This window comes from Oceanobacter sp. 1_MG-2023, assembly GCF_030689025.1.
Lineage (GTDB): Bacteria > Pseudomonadota > Gammaproteobacteria > Pseudomonadales > Oceanobacteraceae > Oceanobacter.
Map to the genome: position 1 here is coordinate 1 of NZ_JAUYWA010000039.1, position 18,356 is coordinate 18,356.

Below are 18,356 nucleotides of genomic sequence, written 5' to 3' on the forward strand. Positions count from 1 at the left end.
CATCCACTTCGAAGGACGGATCGACGGCTACGTGGATCTGTAAGTAATGGGTGACACAGAACTATGAACACCCTCGCCGCTACGGTGCCCACCGGCAGGTATTGGTAGGTGTTGGTATTGTCGGTTTGTTTCCCCGGATTAATACAAGCCTGCCAGTACAGGCCGACACTGCAACTCGCAGGGGTTACTGGGCAAAGTATTCGAGAGCAACCTGATAACCCAGCGTTCCCATACCCGCAATCACAGCGTCGGCCCGCAAGGAGACGTAGGAGTGATGACGGAAGGCTTCACGCTTATGGACGTTGGAGATATGCACTTCGACCACTGCCGCTTCAAAGGTGTTCAGCGCATCGAGGATAGCAACTGAGGTGTGGGTATAGGCCGCTGGGTTGATAATAATCCCCTGAGCCTGATCGCGCGCTTCATGGATGCGATCGATGATCTCACCTTCGTGATTGCTCTGGAAAAACTTGATGGTCAGGCCCAACCCAGCACCCCGCTGACGCATCTTGTTTTCAACATCTTGCAGGGTTTCGTTGCCATAGATCTCTGGTTCACGCTTGCCCAGCAGGTTCAGGTTTGGGCCGTTTAATACGTAAATAGTTTTGTTCATTGGTTGATTCCATCGTAGGCCACGGGCCGTTGTTGCTGATTGGTGGAGGTGGAGTTTAGCGGATATCCGGGCGGCGGCGCAGCCTGGTTGTGCCAGATACCTGCATCGGGTTGTTTTTCAAACTGCTGCCATAACACCGGGAACCGGCGATACCGGACAGTCGATGTGTAATAAACGGGAGCCGTGTTGCACAGGTTTTATGGTTTGTCGTTTATTTATAGCGTGTGCATCTTGTTGCTCACTCTATATTTACTGCATTGACCGCTTGATTTATTGCACCAATACGATGCCGCCAAATATTTACTGACCTGAAAGAGGGCGGCTATTGGGTGCGGTGAGCGGTAATCCGGTCGTTTTTGGGGTGAAATCCAGGTAGAAATATTTTTTTCCTCATAGGAATCATCAGTTTGGCAATCCATGGCCCGGAACTTGCCTTTCCTCTCAGGAATAATAATTCCCTTGCAGGGATTAAGTACTGTCTACACGAACGGAGAAACAAATGGCTAATTCATGGCGTATCGCCGCACTGGCGGAAAAACACCGAGCCCTGGGATCAAACCTGGAAGACTGGAACGGTCTGCCTACAGCATGGACCTACAGTAACAGTGGTTACACTCTGGCCGACGAGCACGAAGCAATCCGTACCAAAGCGGGCTTGATGGATGTATCGGGTCTGAAGAAAGTGCACTATGTTGGTCCACATGCGGAAAGCCTGCTGGAGTGGGCGACCACTCGTGACATCTCCAAACTCTATCCTGGTAAAGCGGTTTACGCTTGTATGCTGAACGAAGCAGGCAAGTTTATCGATGACTGCGTTATTTATCGTATGGGCCCCAACTCCTTTATGGTGGTGCATGGTACTGGTACCGGTTACGAACGCCTGACCCAGGCTGCGCTCGGCAAACAGGTCGCAGTGTTGTTCGATGACGATATGCACGATTTGTCCTTGCAGGGCCCTGCTGCGGTGGATTTCCTCGCCGAGCATGTTCCTGGCATCCGTGATCTGCCTTATTTCCACCATACTCACGCCCGTCTGTTTGGTTGCCCGGTAACGATTTCACGTACTGGCTATACTGGTGAACGTGGTTACGAGATCTTCTGCAAAGCTGCTGACGCTGCCACGATCTGGGACAACGTGCTGGAACAGGGTAAGGAATTTGGCATTATCCCTTGCTCCTTTACCGCCCTCGACTGGCTGCGTACCGAAAGCTATCTGCTGTTTTTTCCGTTTGATAACTCCGAGATGTACCCGTTCGAAAACGAACCTGCGGGCGACACTCTGTGGGAACTGGGTCTGGACTTCACCGTATCCAAGGACAAAACTGCATTCTGTGGTGCCTACGAACACTTCCGCTTGAAGGGCAAAGAGCGTTTCAGCATCTTTGGCGTATTGCTGGAAGGCAAGGAAGCTGCTGCTGAAGGCGACGAACTTTGGGCTGACGGCAAAAAAGTCGGAGTTATCACCTGTGCCATGTACTCGCGCCTGACTGACCGCTCCATGGCCATTGCTCGTCTTGAAGTGCCTTACGCCAAACAGGGCGCACCGCTCCAGGTCAAAGGCAGCCTTGACGTATCGGCCATTGCCCATACTCTGCCGTTTGATGATCCAGAGAAGAAAAAGCGTGTAGCGAAGGGCTGATCAAGCCTTCCGGGCTGAAGCTATGACAGACGTGTGATCGACACCTGAAGAAAAGGGCTTGTTTCCTGGAAACAAGCCCTTTTTTATTGGTGTTATTGTGTTGCTGCGGTTTGCGGCAGCCGCCCTAGAGCAGCAATAACAGCGCCGTTGTAAGGGTGAAAAATGACGCCACCGTTGCCACCAACAAGCCACTGGAACAGAAGTTGCGCATACCGTAATGACTGCCAACCATCGGAAACAGCGCCGCCATGGGCAAGGCAGCATAAACAATGGTGAGGGTTTGCAATGTCGGGTCAAAGTCGGGCCACAGCATCAATACCAACATCACCGCCAGTGGATGAACCAGCAGCTTGATGGTGCTGAGCAAGCTGATATCACGGAGGTTGCCGCGCAAGGTGTTGCCAACCAGTGAGCCACCAATCACCAGCAGGGCAATGGCGGCAGCGGCGTTACCTAACAGGGTCAAGGTGCGCAGGGCCGGATTCGGGAGAGACCAGCCTGCCACAGAAACCAGCAAACCCGCGGCGATGGCGATAATAATCGGATTTTTGATCAGCCGTTGAATAATACCCGCCAGTACCGTGATGATCGACAACGCCTGTTGCTGGTCTTCCTTGCTTCTGCCCAGCTCCACCATAATCAGTACCGCCGGCAGAATAACGATGTTTTCGACCATCACAGCGAAAGCAAAGGTATGGCCCCATTCCTCTCCAAAGGCCTGTACGACCACCGGGTAGCCGATAAAGATGCTGTTGGGCATGGAACAGCCCAGTGCCTTGATTGCGCTGGTGGACAGGTTGTTTCCGAGCATGCCGCGAAATACGATCAGTGCAACGATCTGGGCCAGCAAGGCCCCTGCTGCATACACACCGAGGAAATCCCAGGCCTGAATCTGGCTGAAGTCCAATTGCGATACGGTGGCAAAGGTCAACGCCGGAATCAGGCAATACAGTACCAGCCTGGATAATACCGGCAGCATGTCCTTGGGGATAAAACGACTGTGTACCAGGTAAAAGCCCAAGCCAATAACAGCAAAAATAGGAATAATAATCGAGACAGTAGACAACATGGGAAAGGCGTCCTGGGTAAGGGGCTGCGTAGTAGCGCTCGGCACTCAGATCAGATGACCGATGTTGTGGGTCAATGATCAACCGGGTAATAAGATTACCGGGCAAAACGCTATCACGTCAGGGCAGCAGGGTGATAATTCAATCTTGTGTGTGGTGATTCAATGATTGGTAAGGGCGTTGACTGCGACAAGGGCGGTCTGGTCACGATAGTATCTTGTCTCGCTCACTGACTGAGAGCTTATTCAAAGTAAGGAATATCGCATGTGGATGGGTTTTGAGCCTGGCTTTTGGCTGCTGGCGGTCATTGCAGTTTTGATTACCGGGATTTCCAAGTCCGGTTTTGCCGGTGGGGTTGGCGTGGTCGCCGTCCCCCTGATGACCATTTATATCGACCCCCGTCAGGCCGCGGCCATTATGTTGCCGCTGTTGTTACTGATGGATTTTTTCAGTGTGCGTTTCTGGTGGGGTAAACAGAACCTGCAGGAACTGCGGCGTTTGCTGGTACCAGCGGCCCTGGGGTTGATCGTGGGGTATCTGCTGTTTGATTGGCTGAATGCCGACATGATCAAGATGATGCTGGGGATATTGTCATTGGCGTTTGCACTGTGGGGGTTGGGTAAAAAGCAGGCGTTGGGTGAGCCGCGGCAGGGCCATCCGTGGGTTGCCCGTGTGTGTGGCCTGATGACCGGTTTTACCAGTTTTGTTGCCCATGCCGGTGGGCCACCGCTGAATTTGTATCTGTTGCCGTTGCGGTTACCACGGCCTGAATATCTGGCCACCATGGTTGTGACCATTGCCTGCCTGAATGTGGTCAAGCTGATTCCTTATGGCCTGCTGGGGCAGCTCAGCTCTGCCAACCTGATGACCGCACTGATTCTGATGCCTTTTGCCTGGATGGGTGCTCGTTACGGTGTGAAATTACAGGCACTGATAGACGACAAAACCTTTTACCGGATTATTTATCTGGCGTTAGGCTTGATCGGTTTACGGCTGTTGTGGGATGCGATTTGAGTGTTCTGGAGGAGCGACGAGTAGCAACTCAACTGTCTGCGAACGACTGTCGACTGTTGTTCGTCAGGCTGTCATCGCGTGTCGTGTACTGCTGCGCTGTTATCAGCCAACATTGGCAAACTCACAAGCGGGCAGGGTGCTGACATGCTCGCGGATCAGTTGCTTGGCAGCGCGTCCACAGCAACCACAGTCGGTAGCCAGACCGAGCGACCGGCGCATTTCACCATAACTTTGACCTTGATCAACCGCATCTTTGACTTGTTGATTGGTAACGGCTTTACACAGACACACATACATATTGCTGATCTCCGCAATCGAGAATGACTATCAATGGTAGACAGTGTATCTAAATGATAAGAGTTTGCAATACTTTTAGTGACTGTAATTCCGGTTGGTTACCGGGGCAGGAAAGCGGCTAGCAAACAGGGTGCAGGCAAGAGCCATCGCAGGCCGTAAAACGGTACTGCGATGGCTGACGGATCAATGCTGGAAACGCCTGGATCAGTTGTGTGCGTGCAGCTCTTCGTTCAGCTGAATGGCACTCTTGTTGGTCACGCACTGTACTGCGCCACTGATGGAGTCACGACGGAACAGCAGATCGGATTTGCCCGCCAGGTCACGGCCCTTGACGGTTTCAACCACATTTTTCTGGTCGTCCAGTACCAGAATCTTGGTACCGGCGGTGACGTATAAACCGGCTTCAACGGTACAGCGATCACCCAGTGGGATACCAATACCGGCGTTAGCGCCCAGCAGGCAGTTTTCGCCCACCGAAATAATAATGTTACCACCACCGGACAGTGTGCCCATGGTCGAACAACCGCCACCCAGGTCAGAACCGTTGCCGACCACAACACCTGCTGAGATACGGCCTTCAACCATAGAGACGCCTTCCGTACCGGCGTTAAAGTTGACAAACCCTTCGTGCATGATGGTCGTGCCTTCACCCACGTAAGCGCCCAGACGGACACGGGAAGTATCGGCAATGCGTACGCCTGCAGGTACCACGTAATCGGTCATGCGAGGGAATTTATCAACGCTGTTGACGCTCAGCAATGTACCGTTCAGGCGCGCATCCAGTTGGGCCGCCGGCAGTTCTGCCAGATCGATGGCACCCTGGTTGGTCCAGGCGACATTCGGCAGCAAGCCAAACATACCAGCCAGATTAACACCGTGTGGCTTGACCAGGCGATGGGACAGCAAATGCAGCTTGAGATATACCTCGGGCGTGCTGCTGGACTGGGCATCGGTTGCCAGTACTGTGATTACCACCGGCTGTTCGCTTTCAATACAGGCACGGGCAAGGCCGGATTGAGTGGCATCCAGTTCTGCCAGCGCATCCGCAAATGCACTCAGGTCGCCACCGTCGGCTTCAATCGCCTGGTTGCCACCTTCGTAGCCCAGGGCGCTTTTGGCCGCTTCAATCAGGCTGTCGGCGGGGTTGAGCAAGGGCTTGGAGTAAAAGACTTCCAGCCATTCTCCTTTGCTGTTTTTGGTGCCGACACCGATGGCCAGTGCAAATGCATTACTCATGTCATATTCCTCAATTCAATTCCGCTGCGCCAGACAGGTACGGGCAGCCAGTCAGTCTGTGGATTGTTTAATCGGGTTTGATTAATCGGTTTGGGTTGCTGGTGGTTGGTTAAACAGGGCGGCGTAAGTATCTGGCTTGAAACCCAGTAACTTCTGGCTGCCGGTATCCAGCAAGGGTCGTTTGATGATCGACGGGTTCTCGAGCATGGCCTGGCGCGCACTGGCGTTATCCATCCGGGTTTTGAGGTCATCCGGCAGGGCGCGCCAGGTAGTGCCGCGTTTGTTGATCAAGGCTTCCCAGCCCAGCTCGTCCAGCCACTGGTCAACCAGCGCCGGGTCCAGCCCGTCTTTTTTGTAATCGTGAAAGGTAAACTCAATCGCTGCCTGATCGAGCCAGCTGCGGGCCTTTTTGATGGTGTCGCAGTTTTTGATGCCGTACATGGTGATCATGATGAAATCCGCTGCCGAAAATCGAAAGGCGCAAGGATACCAAAGCCAGCGGCGGAGTTCAGCGTGTGGTGGTGATTCATGGCTGGATATACAAAGATCAGGAAGCCCGGGTATGACTGAGGCAGCTGCTGAGAAAACGGCAGACATCGGCAATTTCAGGATGCGACACCTCGTGTTGCATCGGATAGCTGAACCACAGTGGTTGCAGGCCATGCTGACGCAGCTGTTCCAGCGCCGTTGTTGCCAGCGAGATAGGAACCACCGGGTCGACTGTGCCATGGGCAATCATGACTTGCAGCTGGCAGTTGGCCGGATGCAGTTTGAACGGATTTACCCGACTGCCATCGGGCACGTAGGTGCTCAGGGCAATCAGGCCACCGAGTGTCTGGCCAAAGCTGGAGGCGGTCTGATACGCGACGGCCCCTCCCTGGGAGAAACCGGCAATAAAAATGTTCCAGGATGGAATACCGCTGTCGATCTGCTGCTGGATCAGGCGGTACATACGATTGACGGAATCGGCCAGCTGGTCGGGATCAATCGTGCGTTTGGGAGTCATGGCCAGAATATCGTACCAGGAGCGCATCGAGGTACCATTGGCCATGGTCACCGGGCGTTTGGGGGCATGGGGGAAAATACAGCGCAACTGAGAGGTGTCCATCAGGCTGCCCATATGCTGCACCACCGGGACAAAGTCGTAGCCATCGGCCCCCAGGCCATGTAACCAGATCAGGCAGGCATTGGCCTTGCCGCTGGACGGTTCGAGCACCACCTGCTCCGGGGTTTCGGTCATATTCATAGGCTGTATTTGTCTCCAGATGGGGCAGGGATCATGTCCCCCGGTCAGAAAAACAGACCGGCTTCGAGCTGCGCTTCTTCTGTCATCATGTCACGATGCCACTGGGGTTCAAACACCAGTTCAACGTTGACAGCACTGACATTGGGTACCTTGGCGACCCGGTATTTGACGTCAGAGATAAGCACTGGCCCCATACCGCAGGTGGGGGCGGTCAGGGTCATGCGAATATTGACCTGGGTGCCATCGATATCGATGCCATAAATCAGACCGAGATCAAGCAGGTTGATCGGGATTTCCGGATCAAAAATCGTCCGCAAGGCCTGCTCGACCTGATCTTTTCGAACAATGCCGTCATCGTGTGCGGCAAATTCGATTTGTTCTGCTTCCAGCCCCAGTGCGGCAGCATCCGTGCCGTCCACGCGCATCATATTGCCGTTCACGGTAACGGTGTAGTTGCCACCCAGCGCCTGGTTGATGGTGACAAACACACCTGGCGGAATGGTGGCAGGAATACCGGAAGGTACCTGTCGCGCTGGACATTCGGCCAGCGAAACAACCATACGTTTTTCCATAAAAGAATTACCTGTAGCGAAGGTTTTGCTCCGCGATGACGGTATGGCGACCGGTATCGCGGAGTGACAGTGCTGGTGTGCCAAACATCAGTTGCCAGACAAGGCGGGCAAGCTTACACCGACTCAGACCGAAAAGGATTCACCACAGCCACACAAATCACGGGCATTGGGGTTATTGAACTTGATGATGCTGTTCAAGCCTTCTTTGGTGAAGTCGATTTCGGTGCCACGGACATAGGACCTGGCATCGGCAGCAACATACAGGGTGACATCGCTGGCGACCTGTACAATCTGGTCGCCGTCACTGGGAGCGTCGACAAAATCGATATCATACTTGAAGCCGGAGCAGCCGCTCTTTTTGACCGCCAGGCGGACGCCGGTCTTGTCACTGTTTTTGGCCAGCATGTTGCGGATGTGCTGGATCGCTGCAGCAGTCATGCTGACATCGGCAGCGGCATTCGGGTCGTAGGTTTCAATACTCATCGGTGTGTCCTCAATCGGTCACGAATCATTACAGCAAAAACATCTTGGCTTTTTCCAACCCTTTGAACAAGGCATCAACCTCGTCCAGAGTATTGTAAAACGCCATCGAAGCCCGCACGGTGCCGGGAACACCCAGACGTTCCATCAAGGGCATGGCACAGTGGTGGCCGGTGCGTACGGCAATGCCTTGCTGGTCGAGCAGGGTACCAACATCCGCCGGGTGCACTCCCTCCAGCAAGAAGCTGAAGACCGAGGCTTTTTGGGCGGCTTCACCAATAATACGGATACCGCCCAGCTCCAGCGCCATGGCATGGGCTTTTTTGATCAGTGCTTCTTCCTGGGCCGCCAGTATCTTGCGGTCAAGCCCGTTGAGATAGTTGATCGCGGCGGCAAGGCCAATCGCCCCGGCAATGTTTGGCGTTCCGGCTTCAAACTTGTAAGGCAGCTGGTTGTAGGTTGTGCCAGCAAAGGAGCAGCGTTCGATCATTTCACCGCCACCCTGATAGGGCGGCATGTCGTTGAGCAACTCTTCCTTGCCGTACAGCACGCCCATACCGGTCGGGCCGAATAATTTATGGCTGGAGAAAGCGTAGAAATCGACATCCAGTTGCAATACGTCGATATCGAAGTGGGATACGCCCTGGGCGCCATCCACCATGACGACGGATTCGTTGATGCGGGCCATACGGACAATGTCCGGAATGGGGTTCACGGTGCCGAGTGAGTTGGACACGTGGGCCACCGAAATCAGTTTGACACGGGGTTCCATCAATTCGGCCATGGCGTTGAGGTCGAGTTCGCCATTGTCTTTCACCGGAATCGGAATCAGCTCAGCACCAACCTGCTCACACAGCATTTGCCAGGGCACGATATTGGAGTGGTGCTCCATCTCGCTGACCAGAATACGATCACCCTTGCCAATGTGCTTGCGGCCCCAGGTGGCGGCAACCAGGTTTATGCCTTCGGTGGTGCCACGGGTCCAGACAATTTCTTCCGGTTTCAGAGCACCAATAAATTGCTGCACGGTGCGGCGGGCACCTTCAAACTGTTCGGTCGCCACGTCACTGAGATAGTGGGCACCACGGTGGACGTTGGAATTAACCGTACGGTAGAAGTTGGCTTCGGCTTCAATGACTGCATTGGGTTTGTGCGTTGTCGCGCCGTTGTCGAGATAGACCAGTGGCTTGCCATGGACCTGCTGTTGCAGTGCCGGGAAGTCCTGACGGATCTGTTCGATGTAGCGGCGGGTCTCGGTGGCATAGGCGTCGATCATGACAAGGCCTCCACTTGTTCGGTGGTAAACGCCGGGGCGCGGCCAAAACGTTGCGCCAGCAGCGGGCGTAACCAGTCCCCGATGACAGGGTGCGGCAGAGCATCCAGCAGTTCGTTGATAAAACCAAAGCTCAGCATTACCTGGGCATCCTGTTCACTGATGCCGCGGCTTTGCAGATAAAAACGGGCCTTGTCATCGAGCTGGGCGACGGTTGCACCGTGGGCGCATTTCACATCGTCGGCGTAGATTTCCAGTTCTGGCTTGGTGTCGATTTCAGCCTTGTTGGTCAGCAACAGGTTTTTGTTGCTCAGCTCGGCCAGGGTTTTTTGCGCATCCTTGTGAATATGAATGCGGCCGTTAAAGACGGCTTTGGCCTGGTCGTTGATAATGCCGCGGAATACTTCGTTGCTGGTGCAATGGGCGGCAGCGTGTTCGATACAGGTATGAAAGTCGACCAGCTGCGATCCTTGCGGCACATACACACCAGAAATCTCTGAGTGCGAACCACCTATATTGTGGTTAACCACCAGATCGTTGCGCGTCAGTGCTGACCCCAACCCTAAATGAAACGCCTGATAGTGAGCATCACGCTGCAAGTCGATGCGGCTGCTGCCGATAAAGGCGCTGGCGGACTGCATCCGGTTCAGGCGGTAATGGGTCAGACGGGCATTGTCGCCGATCTGGATATCGGTCTGATTGTTGGTAAAGCTGTTATCGTCGTGTGCAGAGACGGAAGCAAATTGTTCAATCAGTGTCAGTTCCGCATTGGTTTCCAATACCACCAGAACCCGGCTATTGACGCTGTAGGCTGATTCGGCTCCGGTGTTGATGGAACAGATTTGCAGCGGTTTGTCGAGCTGGCTGTTACGGCCGATGGTGACCAGTACGCCGCTGTTGAGCACGGCGTCGTTAAGGTCGTTGAACAGGTGATGATTCGATTGCTGGCGGGCGTTGGCCAACTGTTCAGCGATGGCAGCTTGCTGGTCTGTATTGGCGTTCTCAAACAGTACCACTTGCTCCAGCGCCAATGCACTGGACAGCTCGGGATGGATCTGGCCGTTAACCAGCACCAGCTGATAGCTGTCCAGTCCGGCGATGGTTGCCGCTGCTGCCAGATCCTTGTTATTGGCCGCGGTGATAGGGGGGATATCAGCATGGTAGCTGTCCCCGGCCAGGGTTTTCAGCGAGCAGTATTTCCACGCTTCGGTTTTGCGGGTCGGCCAGGGGGCAGCGGCAAATGCAGCACTGCCCTGGGCGCGAATGGGCTGTAACCAGTCTGGCGCATGGGTGCCGTTGACTCGTTGCAGTTGTTGATCTTGAAAAACAGTAGCCACCTTAACTCTCCGGACTGTGGTGTTGTAACGCGTCAGAGTTCAGATTCTTGACGCCAGACAGACAAAAGCTCGCCATCTCAGGCTTCGCTTTCCAGCCAGCTGTAGCCTTTTTCTTCCAGTTCCAGTGCCAGCTCTTTACCACCGGACTTGACGATTTTGCCATCGGCCAGTACGTGTACGTAATCCGGCACAATATAGTCGAGCAGACGCTGGTAGTGGGTCACAATAATAAAAGAGCGGTTTGGATCTCGCATGGCATTGACGCCATGGGCAACCACTTGCAGGGCATCGATATCCAGACCGGAGTCGGTTTCGTCGAGAATGCACAATGACGGTTCCAGCATCATCATTTGCATCAGTTCGTTACGTTTTTTCTCGCCGCCAGAGAAGCCTTCGTTAACACCACGCTTGAGGAAGCTCTGGTCGAGGTTAACGGCCTTGATTTTTTCCCGGGCTTTTTTCAGAAAACTGACTGAATCCAGTGGCTCTTTGCCCTGGTGAGCGCGAATGGCATCGACTGACGCCTTGAGAAATTCGAGGTTGGAAACCCCGGGAATTTCAACCGGATACTGAAACGCCAGAAACAGACCTTCGCGAGCACGCTCTTCTGCTTCCAGAGCGAGAATGTCCTTGCCGTTCAGGGTGGCAGAGCCGGCGGTGACTTCATAACCATCGCGGCCTGCCAATACGTTACCCAGAGTACTCTTGCCCGCACCGTTCGGACCCATGATGGCGTGAATCTCACCGGGTTTGATGTCCAGGTTGAGGCCTTTGAGAATGGGTTTGTCTTCCACTTTGGCGTGCAGGTTGCTAATGCTGATCATGGTTGTTCCTGTCTTCGTCTGGCGTCAGACGCAGGACGTCGGACGCAGGATTTATTGCTCAGACGTCGGTTGACGGACGTCTGATGCTGTTGTTTTCCCTCGTTGTCATACTCAAGCTGGCAACGAGTTTGCCGATACACGTTGGTGATCCGGCTCTTGCGCGGGCGCAAGGGAACCGGGGTATCGGGTTGGGTGTGGGTCAGCCCACCGAGCCTTCCAATGACAGCTCCAGCAGTTTGCCCGCTTCGACGGCAAATTCCATCGGCAGCTCTTTAAACACCTCTTTGCAGAAACCGTTAACAATCATGGAGACGGCTTTCTCGGTATCAATGCCGCGCTGGCGACACAAGAACAGCTGATCGTCACTGACTGTGGAGGTAGTGGCTTCGTGCTCGATAACGGCCGAAGGGTGCTTGCTTTCGATGTAGGGGAAAGTATGGGCACCACACTGATCACCAATCAGCAGGGAATCACATTGGGTGTAGTTTCGGGCACCGGCTGCGTTCGGGTTCATACGCACCAGGCCGCGATAGGCGTTCTGGCTTTTACCGGCAGAAATCCCTTTGGAAATAATGGTGGAGCGGGTGTTTTTGCCCAGGTGAATCATCTTGGTGCCAGTGTCGGCCTGTTGATAATTGTTGGTCAACGCGACGGAGTAGAACTCACCGACGGCGTTGTCCCCCTTGAGAATGCAGCTCGGGTACTTCCAGGTAACTGCAGACCCGGTCTCGACCTGGGTCCAGCTGACCTTGGCGTTGGTATGGGCGACGGCGCGTTTGGTCACAAAATTATAGATGCCGCCCTTGCCTTCTTCGTCGCCGGGATACCAGTTTTGCACCGTGCTGTATTTGATTTCTGCATCATCAAGGGCGATCAGTTCCACCACCGCAGCGTGTAACTGGTTTTCGTCGCGCATTGGCGCGGTACAGCCTTCGAGGTAGGAAACGTGGGAGCCTTCATCAGCGATGATCAGGGTACGTTCAAACTGACCGGTTTTGGCTTCGTTGATACGGAAGTAGGTCGACAATTCCATCGGGCAGCGGACGCCTTTGGGAATATAAACAAACGAGCCATCGGAGAACACGGCACTGTTAAGTGCGGCATAAAAGTTGTCACGCTGTGGCACCACGGTACCAAGGTATTTTTTCACCAGTTCCGGGTGTTTGTGTACCGCTTCGGAAATCGGCATAAAAATCACCCCGGCTTCCGCCAGTTTGTCGCGGAAGGTGGTGGCAACGGATACCGAGTCAAACACCGCATCGACGGCAACACCGGCCAGCATCAGCTGTTCGTGCAGCGGAATACCCAGTTTTTCATAGGTGCGCAGCAGTTCAGGGTCGACTTCGTCGAGGCTTTTGGGGCCATCGGCCATGCTTTTTGGGGCGGAATAATACGACAGTGCCTGAAAGTCCGGCTTGTCGTATTGCACGTGAGCCCAATCCGGTTCGACCATTTCCAGCCAGGAGCGGTAAGCTTTCAGACGCCATTCGGTCATCCATTCCGGCTCACCTTTCTTGGCAGAAATAAATCGCACCACGTCTTCATTCAAGCCGGGGAGCAGGGTGTCGGATTCGATATCACTGATAAATCCGGCAGCGTATTCTTTCTTGAAACGCTGGTGGATTTCCTGATTCGCTTCGGGGTCGGTCAGAACTGGGGTTGGGGCATCGGTCATGGCGCTATCTCTCGGTCGGATGACATCGTTCCGTTCCTGATTGCAAACCGTGAGGTGATGGCTTGCCAGCATTGCTGCTGAACTCAGCGGTCAACGCAGGCCACGATGGCTCAAGCTGTGCGGATATCATCATTTCGTTAGTCCCACCATTCTACTCAAGTAATCACGGTATTACCAGAATCAATACTAATTTGGTATGCTTTGGTGATAAACCGGTTTATGCCACTGTTGCGGTGGCTCCTGAAGCAGCGATCTAGCGCTGGCTAATGGACGATCAAGTGAGTAATTACTCTCCATGAAAATCAGCAAAATGACCGACTATGGTGTGCTGGTACTGAACCATTTGGCGCAAAGCGGCGGGGCTCAGCAGTCCACTGATGAAATTATCAGCAGTATTGGTGTGTCGTTGCCAACCGCTCGTAAAGTATTAAAAACCCTGGCTGATGCCGGACTGGTACAGGCGCGGCGCGGGTCTCGTGGTGGATATCGGCTGGCCCGTCGTCCGGAGCAAATTCCTTTGCTGACGATTGTGGAAGCCTTTGAAGGCAAGGTCAGCCTGACCGAATGCAGCACGGTTGAGTCGGGTTGTGATATTACCGATAGCTGCTCATTGGCCGAAAACTGGGGCGGAATCAACCAGGTGCTGACGCTGGTACTGTCGGGTATCAGCTTGCACGACATTCGCCATCCGCAAGCGCTGCAGCGTATTACCGCCTGTTTAACCTTGTCTACCGATCAGATTCCGCTGACCAATCTGGATTAGGTCATACCGTGGCTGCCGGTGTTCTGTCATGCAAATGTCACCGAAGCGTCATTTGAGCTGATATCGACAAGAATCTGTCATGTTTCGTATCTAGACTGGTTTGATGAATATTACGGACCGATCTGATATGCGCCTGGTTTCCCTGTGTCTTTTCTTACTGTTATCGATGGCGACGATTGAAGCGGCAGAGCTTGAATCCCATGTGCTGGAGTTACAAGGCGTTGCGGTTTATCAGCGGCTGGATAACGATGTGTATCTGGCTTCTGTCTACAGCGCCAGTGGCAGCAGTGATAGCTGGTTACACGCCAGTCAGCCACTACGGCTGGAAATGCATATCCTGGCTGAAGAACTTTCTCCCCGGCGTTTTTATCGGCTCTGGAATGAAGGGCTGGCAATTAATCTCAGCGAAGAGGAAATGAACCAGCGAGTTACGGAAGTCACCCGTTTTATGCATTTGCTGAAGGATGACTTGCTGGCAGGGGATCATCTGGTGATTTCCAACGAAAGCAATCAAACGCTGGTGTCTGTTAACGGGGTTGAGCTGTTGCAGTTGGATGATCCTGGGTTTGTACGGGCGTTAGTGGCTGCCTGGGTAGGGCAGTACCCTCGCTCACAAAAATTCAAGGATGATCTGGTGCATATGTCTGCCGATCAGCGCCAGTTGCAAGAGGCCCGGTTGCTGTCTATACAACCTGCACCGGGGCGTCAGCAAGTGATCAAGGGGTGGCTGGCCGCAAGCAAACCACCGGCCCAACCGGTCCGCCGTCCATCACGTGAGCGATTGGATGCGGCAGCCGCGGTTGCAGCACCTGTATCGGCTCCAGCTCCGGTATCGGCTCCTGCACCGGCTTCGGCATCAACGGCAGCTGCTACAGAGCACGTGGTTGCCAGTACCGTCAGTAATCAGGCGGCTCCGGAGACGGCGATAGTGCTGGATAAAACGGCGGATACAGCCGTCGAATTACCCGACAGTACTGACGCCATGGCAGAGGATGGCGTGAGTCCCTTGGAGGCAGAATCAACAGCAGACGCAGCGGTGGATGTGTCAAGCACTGAACAATCAGAACAGCAGCAACAACTGGAAATACAGGCCGTCGCGGCACAAGCGGCGGCTGAACTGGCCGCGCAGCAGGCACAGCGTATGCGTCAGGAAGCCTTGCAGATTGAACAGCAACAAGCTGAAACCCGCTACTATCAGGAGCTGCTGACGAGCGCAAACGGGAAGGTGCTGTACCCCAAGCAGGCGGTGCGGCGCGGGCTGGAAGGCACCACTCAAGTAACCTTGAAATTGCAACGGGACGGACAGCTGGTATCGGCCGTTGTCAGTGATAGTTCCGGCCATGAAGTGCTGGATTCGGCTGCGGTGCGAGCGGCAGAACGGGCCGCGCCTTATCAGGCGTTGCCGGATGTGTTATCTGGCTCAGATTTTGAGTTCGATATTCCTTTTCGTTTTGTGATGAATGCCCGTTAACCAGGCTGCCAGTCCCCGGTGCGTCGTGCTAACGTTGGACAATCTGAAGGGATGCGGAAAGACGCGAAGGGCAAGATAAACGCCTGCGTTGTGTTAGTGTGATAAATATCATTAACACGTCGTGCAAGGGGGTTTTTCTGGTAATACCAGATCCAAGTCATTTCAATCCAGGCAGGGTTGTAGTAATGAAACGTATATCAGTGCTTGTCATGTTTCTGATACTGGCCACTCCCGCTTTTGCGGCAGGTGAGCGGACGTACGGTAATTTTGAGGTATTGGGCAAGTCCTGGTTTTTAGTGGCTTTGAACAATACCGCAGAGTCTGGCAAACAAGGTACTGTGACCGAAGGTACACGCCTGGAATTAAAAGTGGTTGAAGACGAAATTTCACCACGCCGCTTTCGACAGCTCTGGATGGAAGCCTTGGCATCCGCTGGCACCACACACAAGATGGCTGATTATCAGCAAGATCTTGATCGTTTCTTTTCTTCAGTCAAGGGCGCCTTGTTAAAAGACGACCGAATCTCTCTTGAATTACAGAGCGGTGATACCGTACTGGTGATCAATCACTATGACCATGCCCACCTGTCTGCAGAGTTTATGTCCTTGCTGGTTGATTCCCTGACTGCACGTATTGCACCGATCCCACAATTACGACAGGGCTTGCTCGGTTTGATTGAACCAGAGCAAATGATTGCACTGGAAAATGAATTTCATGCCGAAGAAATCCCCCTCCAACGTATCAGCCAGACATCCCGCTGGTTGCGTTTCCCCAGTAAAACCCGCGTTTCCCAGCTCTGATATACTCCGTCCTTCACTCGTGGTGATTGACGTGTAGCATTCAGAGGTAGCAGTGACTCCAACATATACAGACAGATTTGGCGGTATCGGCCGTCTTTATGGCGTTTCCGGACTTGAGCGTTTGTCCTGTGCCCGCGTTTGCGTGGTGGGTATTGGTGGTGTTGGTACCTGGGTTGCTGAAGCCTTGGCCCGCTCTGGTATTGGCGCCCTGACACTGGTGGATCTGGACGATATCTGTATCACCAATACCAACCGTCAGATTCATGCTCTGACCGATAACGTCGGACAGATGAAAGTGACTGCCATGCGCGAGCGAGTGCTGCAAATCAACCCTGAGTGTGATGTGCAGGTGGTGGAGGATTTTGTCACCGGTAACAATATGGCGGCGATACTGGCACCGGATGACCAGTACGATTATTTTGATTATGTGGTGGATTGTATTGATAGCGTCAAGAGCAAGGCGGCGTTATTGGCTTTCTGCAAGCGTCGTAAAATCCGCGTGGTAACAACCGGTGCGGCGGGTGGCCAGATTGATCCAACACAGATCCAGATTGCCGACCTCAATAAAACCACCAATGATCCTTTGGCGCGTAAGGTCCGTTCCCTGCTGCGACGTGAGTATGGGTTCTCTCGTAACCCCAGCCGTAACTATTCCATTCCTTGTGTTTTTTCTACCGAACAGCTGGTGTATCCACAGCCGGATGGCTCGGTCTGTCAGATGAAATCTGCTGACAGCGATAGTACCCGGCTGGACTGCGCTTCCGGTTTTGGCTCGGCGACCATGGTGACGGGCACCTTTGGCTTTGTCGCGGCTTCCCGTGTGGTCAAGCGCATTGCTACGGATGCGGGCAAAAAAGGCTGATGTTCGCGATCACCTTGCAGGAATAAACAAGGAGTTGTTGTGGGATTGAGCTGCGAGGAGTGAGCTGCGGAGAATATGGCTGCTACTGCAGCCATACCAAAAAACGCCGTGCTGAACAGGGTTTGGAATCCATTCCACCTCTGCCCCGGTTGTTCTGATCCCAATGGTCAATGGTACTGACCGATTGGGGGTGGCGGCTTCTGGACTCCGGTTCTTATTGCACAATCGTCACAGGATATACCGCTGATTTTTGAGCCGTCGGATTCAGTTTGGCCATTTCCGGTGCCAGCTTGCCCAGATCGCTGGCGCGGCTGCTGGATGACGGGTGAGTAGACATGAATTCCGGTACGGAACTGCCGCTGGCTTGCTGCATTTTTTCCCAGAGTGTTACTGCCGAGGTTGGAGAGTAACCGGCACGGGTGGCCAGCTCGATACCAATACGGTCGGCTTCTGTTTCGGCTGTGCGGCTATTGGGCAATTGCAAGGCATATTGAGCTGCCAGAGCACCGCCAGACAACACCATGGCGTTGTTGTCTGTTACCGCAGCAGTGGCCATTAATCCGGCGTTAATGACCATGGCGCGGGACATTTGTTCGGCGGTGTGGTTGGCCAGCGCGTGGGAAATTTCGTGCCCCATAATCTGGGCAATTTCATCATCCGTCAGATTGAGCTGATCAATAATACCGGTGTAAATGGCCATGCGACCACCGGCCATACACCAGGCATTCAGTGTGTCCGGGTCATTGATGATGGCAACGCTCCATTCCCAGCTGCTGGTATCCGGGTACTTGGCGACCGCTTCGGTGATCAGGCGGCCAGTAATGGTGCGGATACGGCTGATTTGTTGTGGGTCAGTGACCAGTTGGTCGCTGGCTTCCAGTTCGCTGACGGTACTCAAGTATGCCGTTTTGGATTCCGTAATGGCTGTTTCTGGTGAGATCACCATCAATTGCGAGCGGCCTGTCGGGCTGGTTGAGCAACCGGCCAGCAGCAGGGCTGCAGTAATGCCAGTCAACAGCAAGGATTGGCAGGTGGAGGTGTTGGCAGTGTGCATGAGATCGTTTTCCGTTTTGAATATCCTGATGCGGTCAGTTTACGGTCAATTGCCTTTAGGGGACATCCATTTAATCCTGCACGGCTCTGCGCGAGTGTTGCCGTTGTTCAGGGCAAGGCGACGAATGCAGCGA

At 53.9% G+C, this 18,356-nt stretch carries 19 protein-coding genes; 6 read left to right on the plus strand and 13 right to left on the minus strand.

Going from position 1 to position 18,356, the window contains the following annotated elements; genetic code table 11:
• Positions 1-184: 184 nt before the first annotated feature.
• Positions 185-613, minus strand: coding sequence for a type II 3-dehydroquinate dehydratase (gene aroQ, locus Q8W22_RS16185; RefSeq protein ID WP_303432950.1), 429 nt, complete (start codon positions 611-613; stop codon positions 185-187).
• Positions 614-1,112: 499 nt separating this feature from the next.
• Here aroQ and Q8W22_RS16190 point away from each other — a divergent pair, with 499 nt between their 5' ends.
• Positions 1,113-2,252, plus strand: coding sequence for an aminomethyltransferase family protein (locus Q8W22_RS16190; protein ID WP_303432949.1), 1,140 nt, complete (start codon positions 1,113-1,115; stop codon positions 2,250-2,252).
• Between the two features lie 124 nt (positions 2,253-2,376).
• On the opposite strand, the gene Q8W22_RS16195 is transcribed toward Q8W22_RS16190, so the two are convergent.
• A complete protein-coding gene (locus tag Q8W22_RS16195; protein ID WP_303432947.1) occupies positions 2,377-3,321 on the minus strand; it encodes an AEC family transporter in 945 nt (314 codons plus the stop codon).
• Between the two features lie 262 nt (positions 3,322-3,583).
• On the opposite strand from Q8W22_RS16195, the gene Q8W22_RS16200 reads away from it, so the two are divergent.
• The gene (locus tag Q8W22_RS16200; protein WP_305453065.1) at positions 3,584-4,333 is read left to right on the plus strand and encodes a sulfite exporter TauE/SafE family protein; all 750 of its coding nucleotides are present in this window, start codon (positions 3,584-3,586) and stop codon (positions 4,331-4,333) included.
• Positions 4,334-4,435: 102 nt separating this feature from the next.
• Here Q8W22_RS16200 and Q8W22_RS16205 read toward each other — a convergent pair whose 3' ends face one another.
• The 10 genes from Q8W22_RS16205 to sufB form a co-directional block, all read right to left on the minus strand.
• A complete protein-coding gene (locus Q8W22_RS16205) occupies positions 4,436-4,630 on the minus strand; it encodes a (2Fe-2S)-binding protein (protein ID WP_303432943.1) in 195 nt (64 codons plus the stop codon).
• A gap of 204 nt (positions 4,631-4,834) precedes the next feature.
• Positions 4,835-5,866: a 2,3,4,5-tetrahydropyridine-2,6-dicarboxylate N-succinyltransferase gene (dapD, locus tag Q8W22_RS16210; RefSeq protein ID WP_303432941.1), complete on the minus strand. Its 1,032-nt coding sequence runs from the start codon at positions 5,864-5,866 to the stop codon at positions 4,835-4,837.
• A gap of 81 nt (positions 5,867-5,947) precedes the next feature.
• A complete protein-coding gene (locus Q8W22_RS16215) occupies positions 5,948-6,316 on the minus strand; it encodes an ArsC family reductase (RefSeq protein ID WP_303432939.1) in 369 nt (122 codons plus the stop codon).
• 97 nt (positions 6,317-6,413) lie between these two features.
• Positions 6,414-7,112 (minus strand): alpha/beta hydrolase, encoded by a 699-nt coding sequence (locus Q8W22_RS16220; RefSeq protein ID WP_305453067.1) that lies wholly within the window; start codon positions 7,110-7,112, stop codon positions 6,414-6,416.
• Between the two features lie 44 nt (positions 7,113-7,156).
• Positions 7,157-7,684 carry a putative Fe-S cluster assembly protein SufT gene (gene sufT / locus Q8W22_RS16225; RefSeq protein WP_303432935.1) on the minus strand — a complete coding sequence of 176 codons (528 nt, stop codon included), beginning with the start codon at positions 7,682-7,684 and terminating at the stop codon, positions 7,157-7,159.
• A 123-nt stretch (positions 7,685-7,807) separates the two neighbouring features.
• Positions 7,808-8,167 carry an iron-sulfur cluster assembly accessory protein gene (locus Q8W22_RS16230; RefSeq protein WP_303432933.1) on the minus strand — a complete coding sequence of 120 codons (360 nt, stop codon included), beginning with the start codon at positions 8,165-8,167 and terminating at the stop codon, positions 7,808-7,810.
• 28 nt (positions 8,168-8,195) lie between these two features.
• On the minus strand, positions 8,196-9,440 hold the full coding sequence (locus tag Q8W22_RS16235) for an aminotransferase class V-fold PLP-dependent enzyme (protein WP_303432931.1): 1,245 nt from the start codon (positions 9,438-9,440) through the stop codon (positions 8,196-8,198).
• Entirely contained in the window at positions 9,437-10,774 is a 1,338-nt protein-coding gene (gene sufD, locus Q8W22_RS16240; protein WP_305453068.1) for a Fe-S cluster assembly protein SufD, read from the minus strand. Before sufD ends, Q8W22_RS16235 begins: the two co-directional genes overlap by 4 nt.
• A 77-nt stretch (positions 10,775-10,851) precedes the next feature.
• Positions 10,852-11,598 carry a Fe-S cluster assembly ATPase SufC gene (sufC, locus tag Q8W22_RS16245; RefSeq protein ID WP_303432927.1) on the minus strand — a complete coding sequence of 249 codons (747 nt, stop codon included), beginning with the start codon at positions 11,596-11,598 and terminating at the stop codon, positions 10,852-10,854.
• 199 nt (positions 11,599-11,797) lie between these two features.
• Positions 11,798-13,273, minus strand: a complete 1,476-nt coding sequence (gene sufB / locus Q8W22_RS16250; RefSeq protein ID WP_303432926.1) for a Fe-S cluster assembly protein SufB — start codon at positions 13,271-13,273, stop codon at positions 11,798-11,800.
• 295 nt (positions 13,274-13,568) lie between these two features.
• Here sufB and Q8W22_RS16255 point away from each other — a divergent pair, with 295 nt between their 5' ends.
• From Q8W22_RS16255 to tcdA, 4 genes are all read left to right on the plus strand, one after another.
• Entirely contained in the window at positions 13,569-14,036 is a 468-nt protein-coding gene (locus Q8W22_RS16255; RefSeq protein ID WP_303432925.1) for an SUF system Fe-S cluster assembly regulator, read from the plus strand.
• 127 nt (positions 14,037-14,163) lie between these two features.
• Positions 14,164-15,507 (plus strand): TonB family protein, encoded by a 1,344-nt coding sequence (locus Q8W22_RS16260; protein WP_305453070.1) that lies wholly within the window; start codon positions 14,164-14,166, stop codon positions 15,505-15,507.
• Positions 15,508-15,692: 185 nt separating this feature from the next.
• Positions 15,693-16,307 (plus strand): hypothetical protein, encoded by a 615-nt coding sequence (locus tag Q8W22_RS16265; RefSeq protein ID WP_305413841.1) that lies wholly within the window; start codon positions 15,693-15,695, stop codon positions 16,305-16,307.
• Positions 16,308-16,359: 52 nt separating this feature from the next.
• Positions 16,360-17,169, plus strand: a complete 810-nt coding sequence (tcdA, locus tag Q8W22_RS16270) for a tRNA cyclic N6-threonylcarbamoyladenosine(37) synthase TcdA (RefSeq protein ID WP_305453071.1) — start codon at positions 16,360-16,362, stop codon at positions 17,167-17,169.
• 214 nt (positions 17,170-17,383) lie between these two features.
• On the opposite strand, the gene Q8W22_RS16275 is transcribed toward tcdA, so the two are convergent.
• Positions 17,384-18,223, minus strand: a complete 840-nt coding sequence (locus tag Q8W22_RS16275; protein ID WP_303432921.1) for a M48 family metallopeptidase — start codon at positions 18,221-18,223, stop codon at positions 17,384-17,386.
• Between the last annotated feature and the right edge of the window lie 133 nt (positions 18,224-18,356).

Excerpts from the sequence above, each read along its gene's own strand:
- sufT (WP_303432935.1), bottom strand. The coding sequence starts at position 7,684 with ATGGAAAAACGTATGGTTGTTTCGCTGGCCGAATGTCCAGCGCGACAG.
- Q8W22_RS16255 (WP_303432925.1), top strand. The coding sequence starts at position 13,569 with ATGAAAATCAGCAAAATGACCGACTATGGTGTGCTGGTACTGAACCAT.
- Q8W22_RS16205 (WP_303432943.1), bottom strand. The coding sequence starts at position 4,630 with ATGTATGTGTGTCTGTGTAAAGCCGTTACCAATCAACAAGTCAAAGAT.
- Q8W22_RS16265 (WP_305413841.1), top strand. The coding sequence starts at position 15,693 with ATGAAACGTATATCAGTGCTTGTCATGTTTCTGATACTGGCCACTCCC.
- aroQ (WP_303432950.1), bottom strand. The coding sequence starts at position 613 with ATGAACAAAACTATTTACGTATTAAACGGCCCAAACCTGAACCTGCTG.
- Q8W22_RS16195 (WP_303432947.1), bottom strand. The coding sequence starts at position 3,321 with ATGTTGTCTACTGTCTCGATTATTATTCCTATTTTTGCTGTTATTGGC.
- Q8W22_RS16190 (WP_303432949.1), top strand. The coding sequence starts at position 1,113 with ATGGCTAATTCATGGCGTATCGCCGCACTGGCGGAAAAACACCGAGCC.
- Q8W22_RS16230 (WP_303432933.1), bottom strand. The coding sequence starts at position 8,167 with ATGAGTATTGAAACCTACGACCCGAATGCCGCTGCCGATGTCAGCATG.
- Q8W22_RS16220 (WP_305453067.1), bottom strand. The coding sequence starts at position 7,112 with ATGAATATGACCGAAACCCCGGAGCAGGTGGTGCTCGAACCGTCCAGC.
- Q8W22_RS16235 (WP_303432931.1), bottom strand. The coding sequence starts at position 9,440 with ATGATCGACGCCTATGCCACCGAGACCCGCCGCTACATCGAACAGATC.
- Q8W22_RS16200 (WP_305453065.1), top strand. The coding sequence starts at position 3,584 with ATGTGGATGGGTTTTGAGCCTGGCTTTTGGCTGCTGGCGGTCATTGCA.
- Q8W22_RS16275 (WP_303432921.1), bottom strand. The coding sequence starts at position 18,223 with ATGCACACTGCCAACACCTCCACCTGCCAATCCTTGCTGTTGACTGGC.
- dapD (WP_303432941.1), bottom strand. The coding sequence starts at position 5,866 with ATGAGTAATGCATTTGCACTGGCCATCGGTGTCGGCACCAAAAACAGC.
- sufB (WP_303432926.1), bottom strand. The coding sequence starts at position 13,273 with ATGACCGATGCCCCAACCCCAGTTCTGACCGACCCCGAAGCGAATCAG.
- Q8W22_RS16260 (WP_305453070.1), top strand. The coding sequence starts at position 14,164 with ATGCGCCTGGTTTCCCTGTGTCTTTTCTTACTGTTATCGATGGCGACG.
- sufC (WP_303432927.1), bottom strand. The coding sequence starts at position 11,598 with ATGATCAGCATTAGCAACCTGCACGCCAAAGTGGAAGACAAACCCATT.
- Q8W22_RS16215 (WP_303432939.1), bottom strand. The coding sequence starts at position 6,316 with ATGATCACCATGTACGGCATCAAAAACTGCGACACCATCAAAAAGGCC.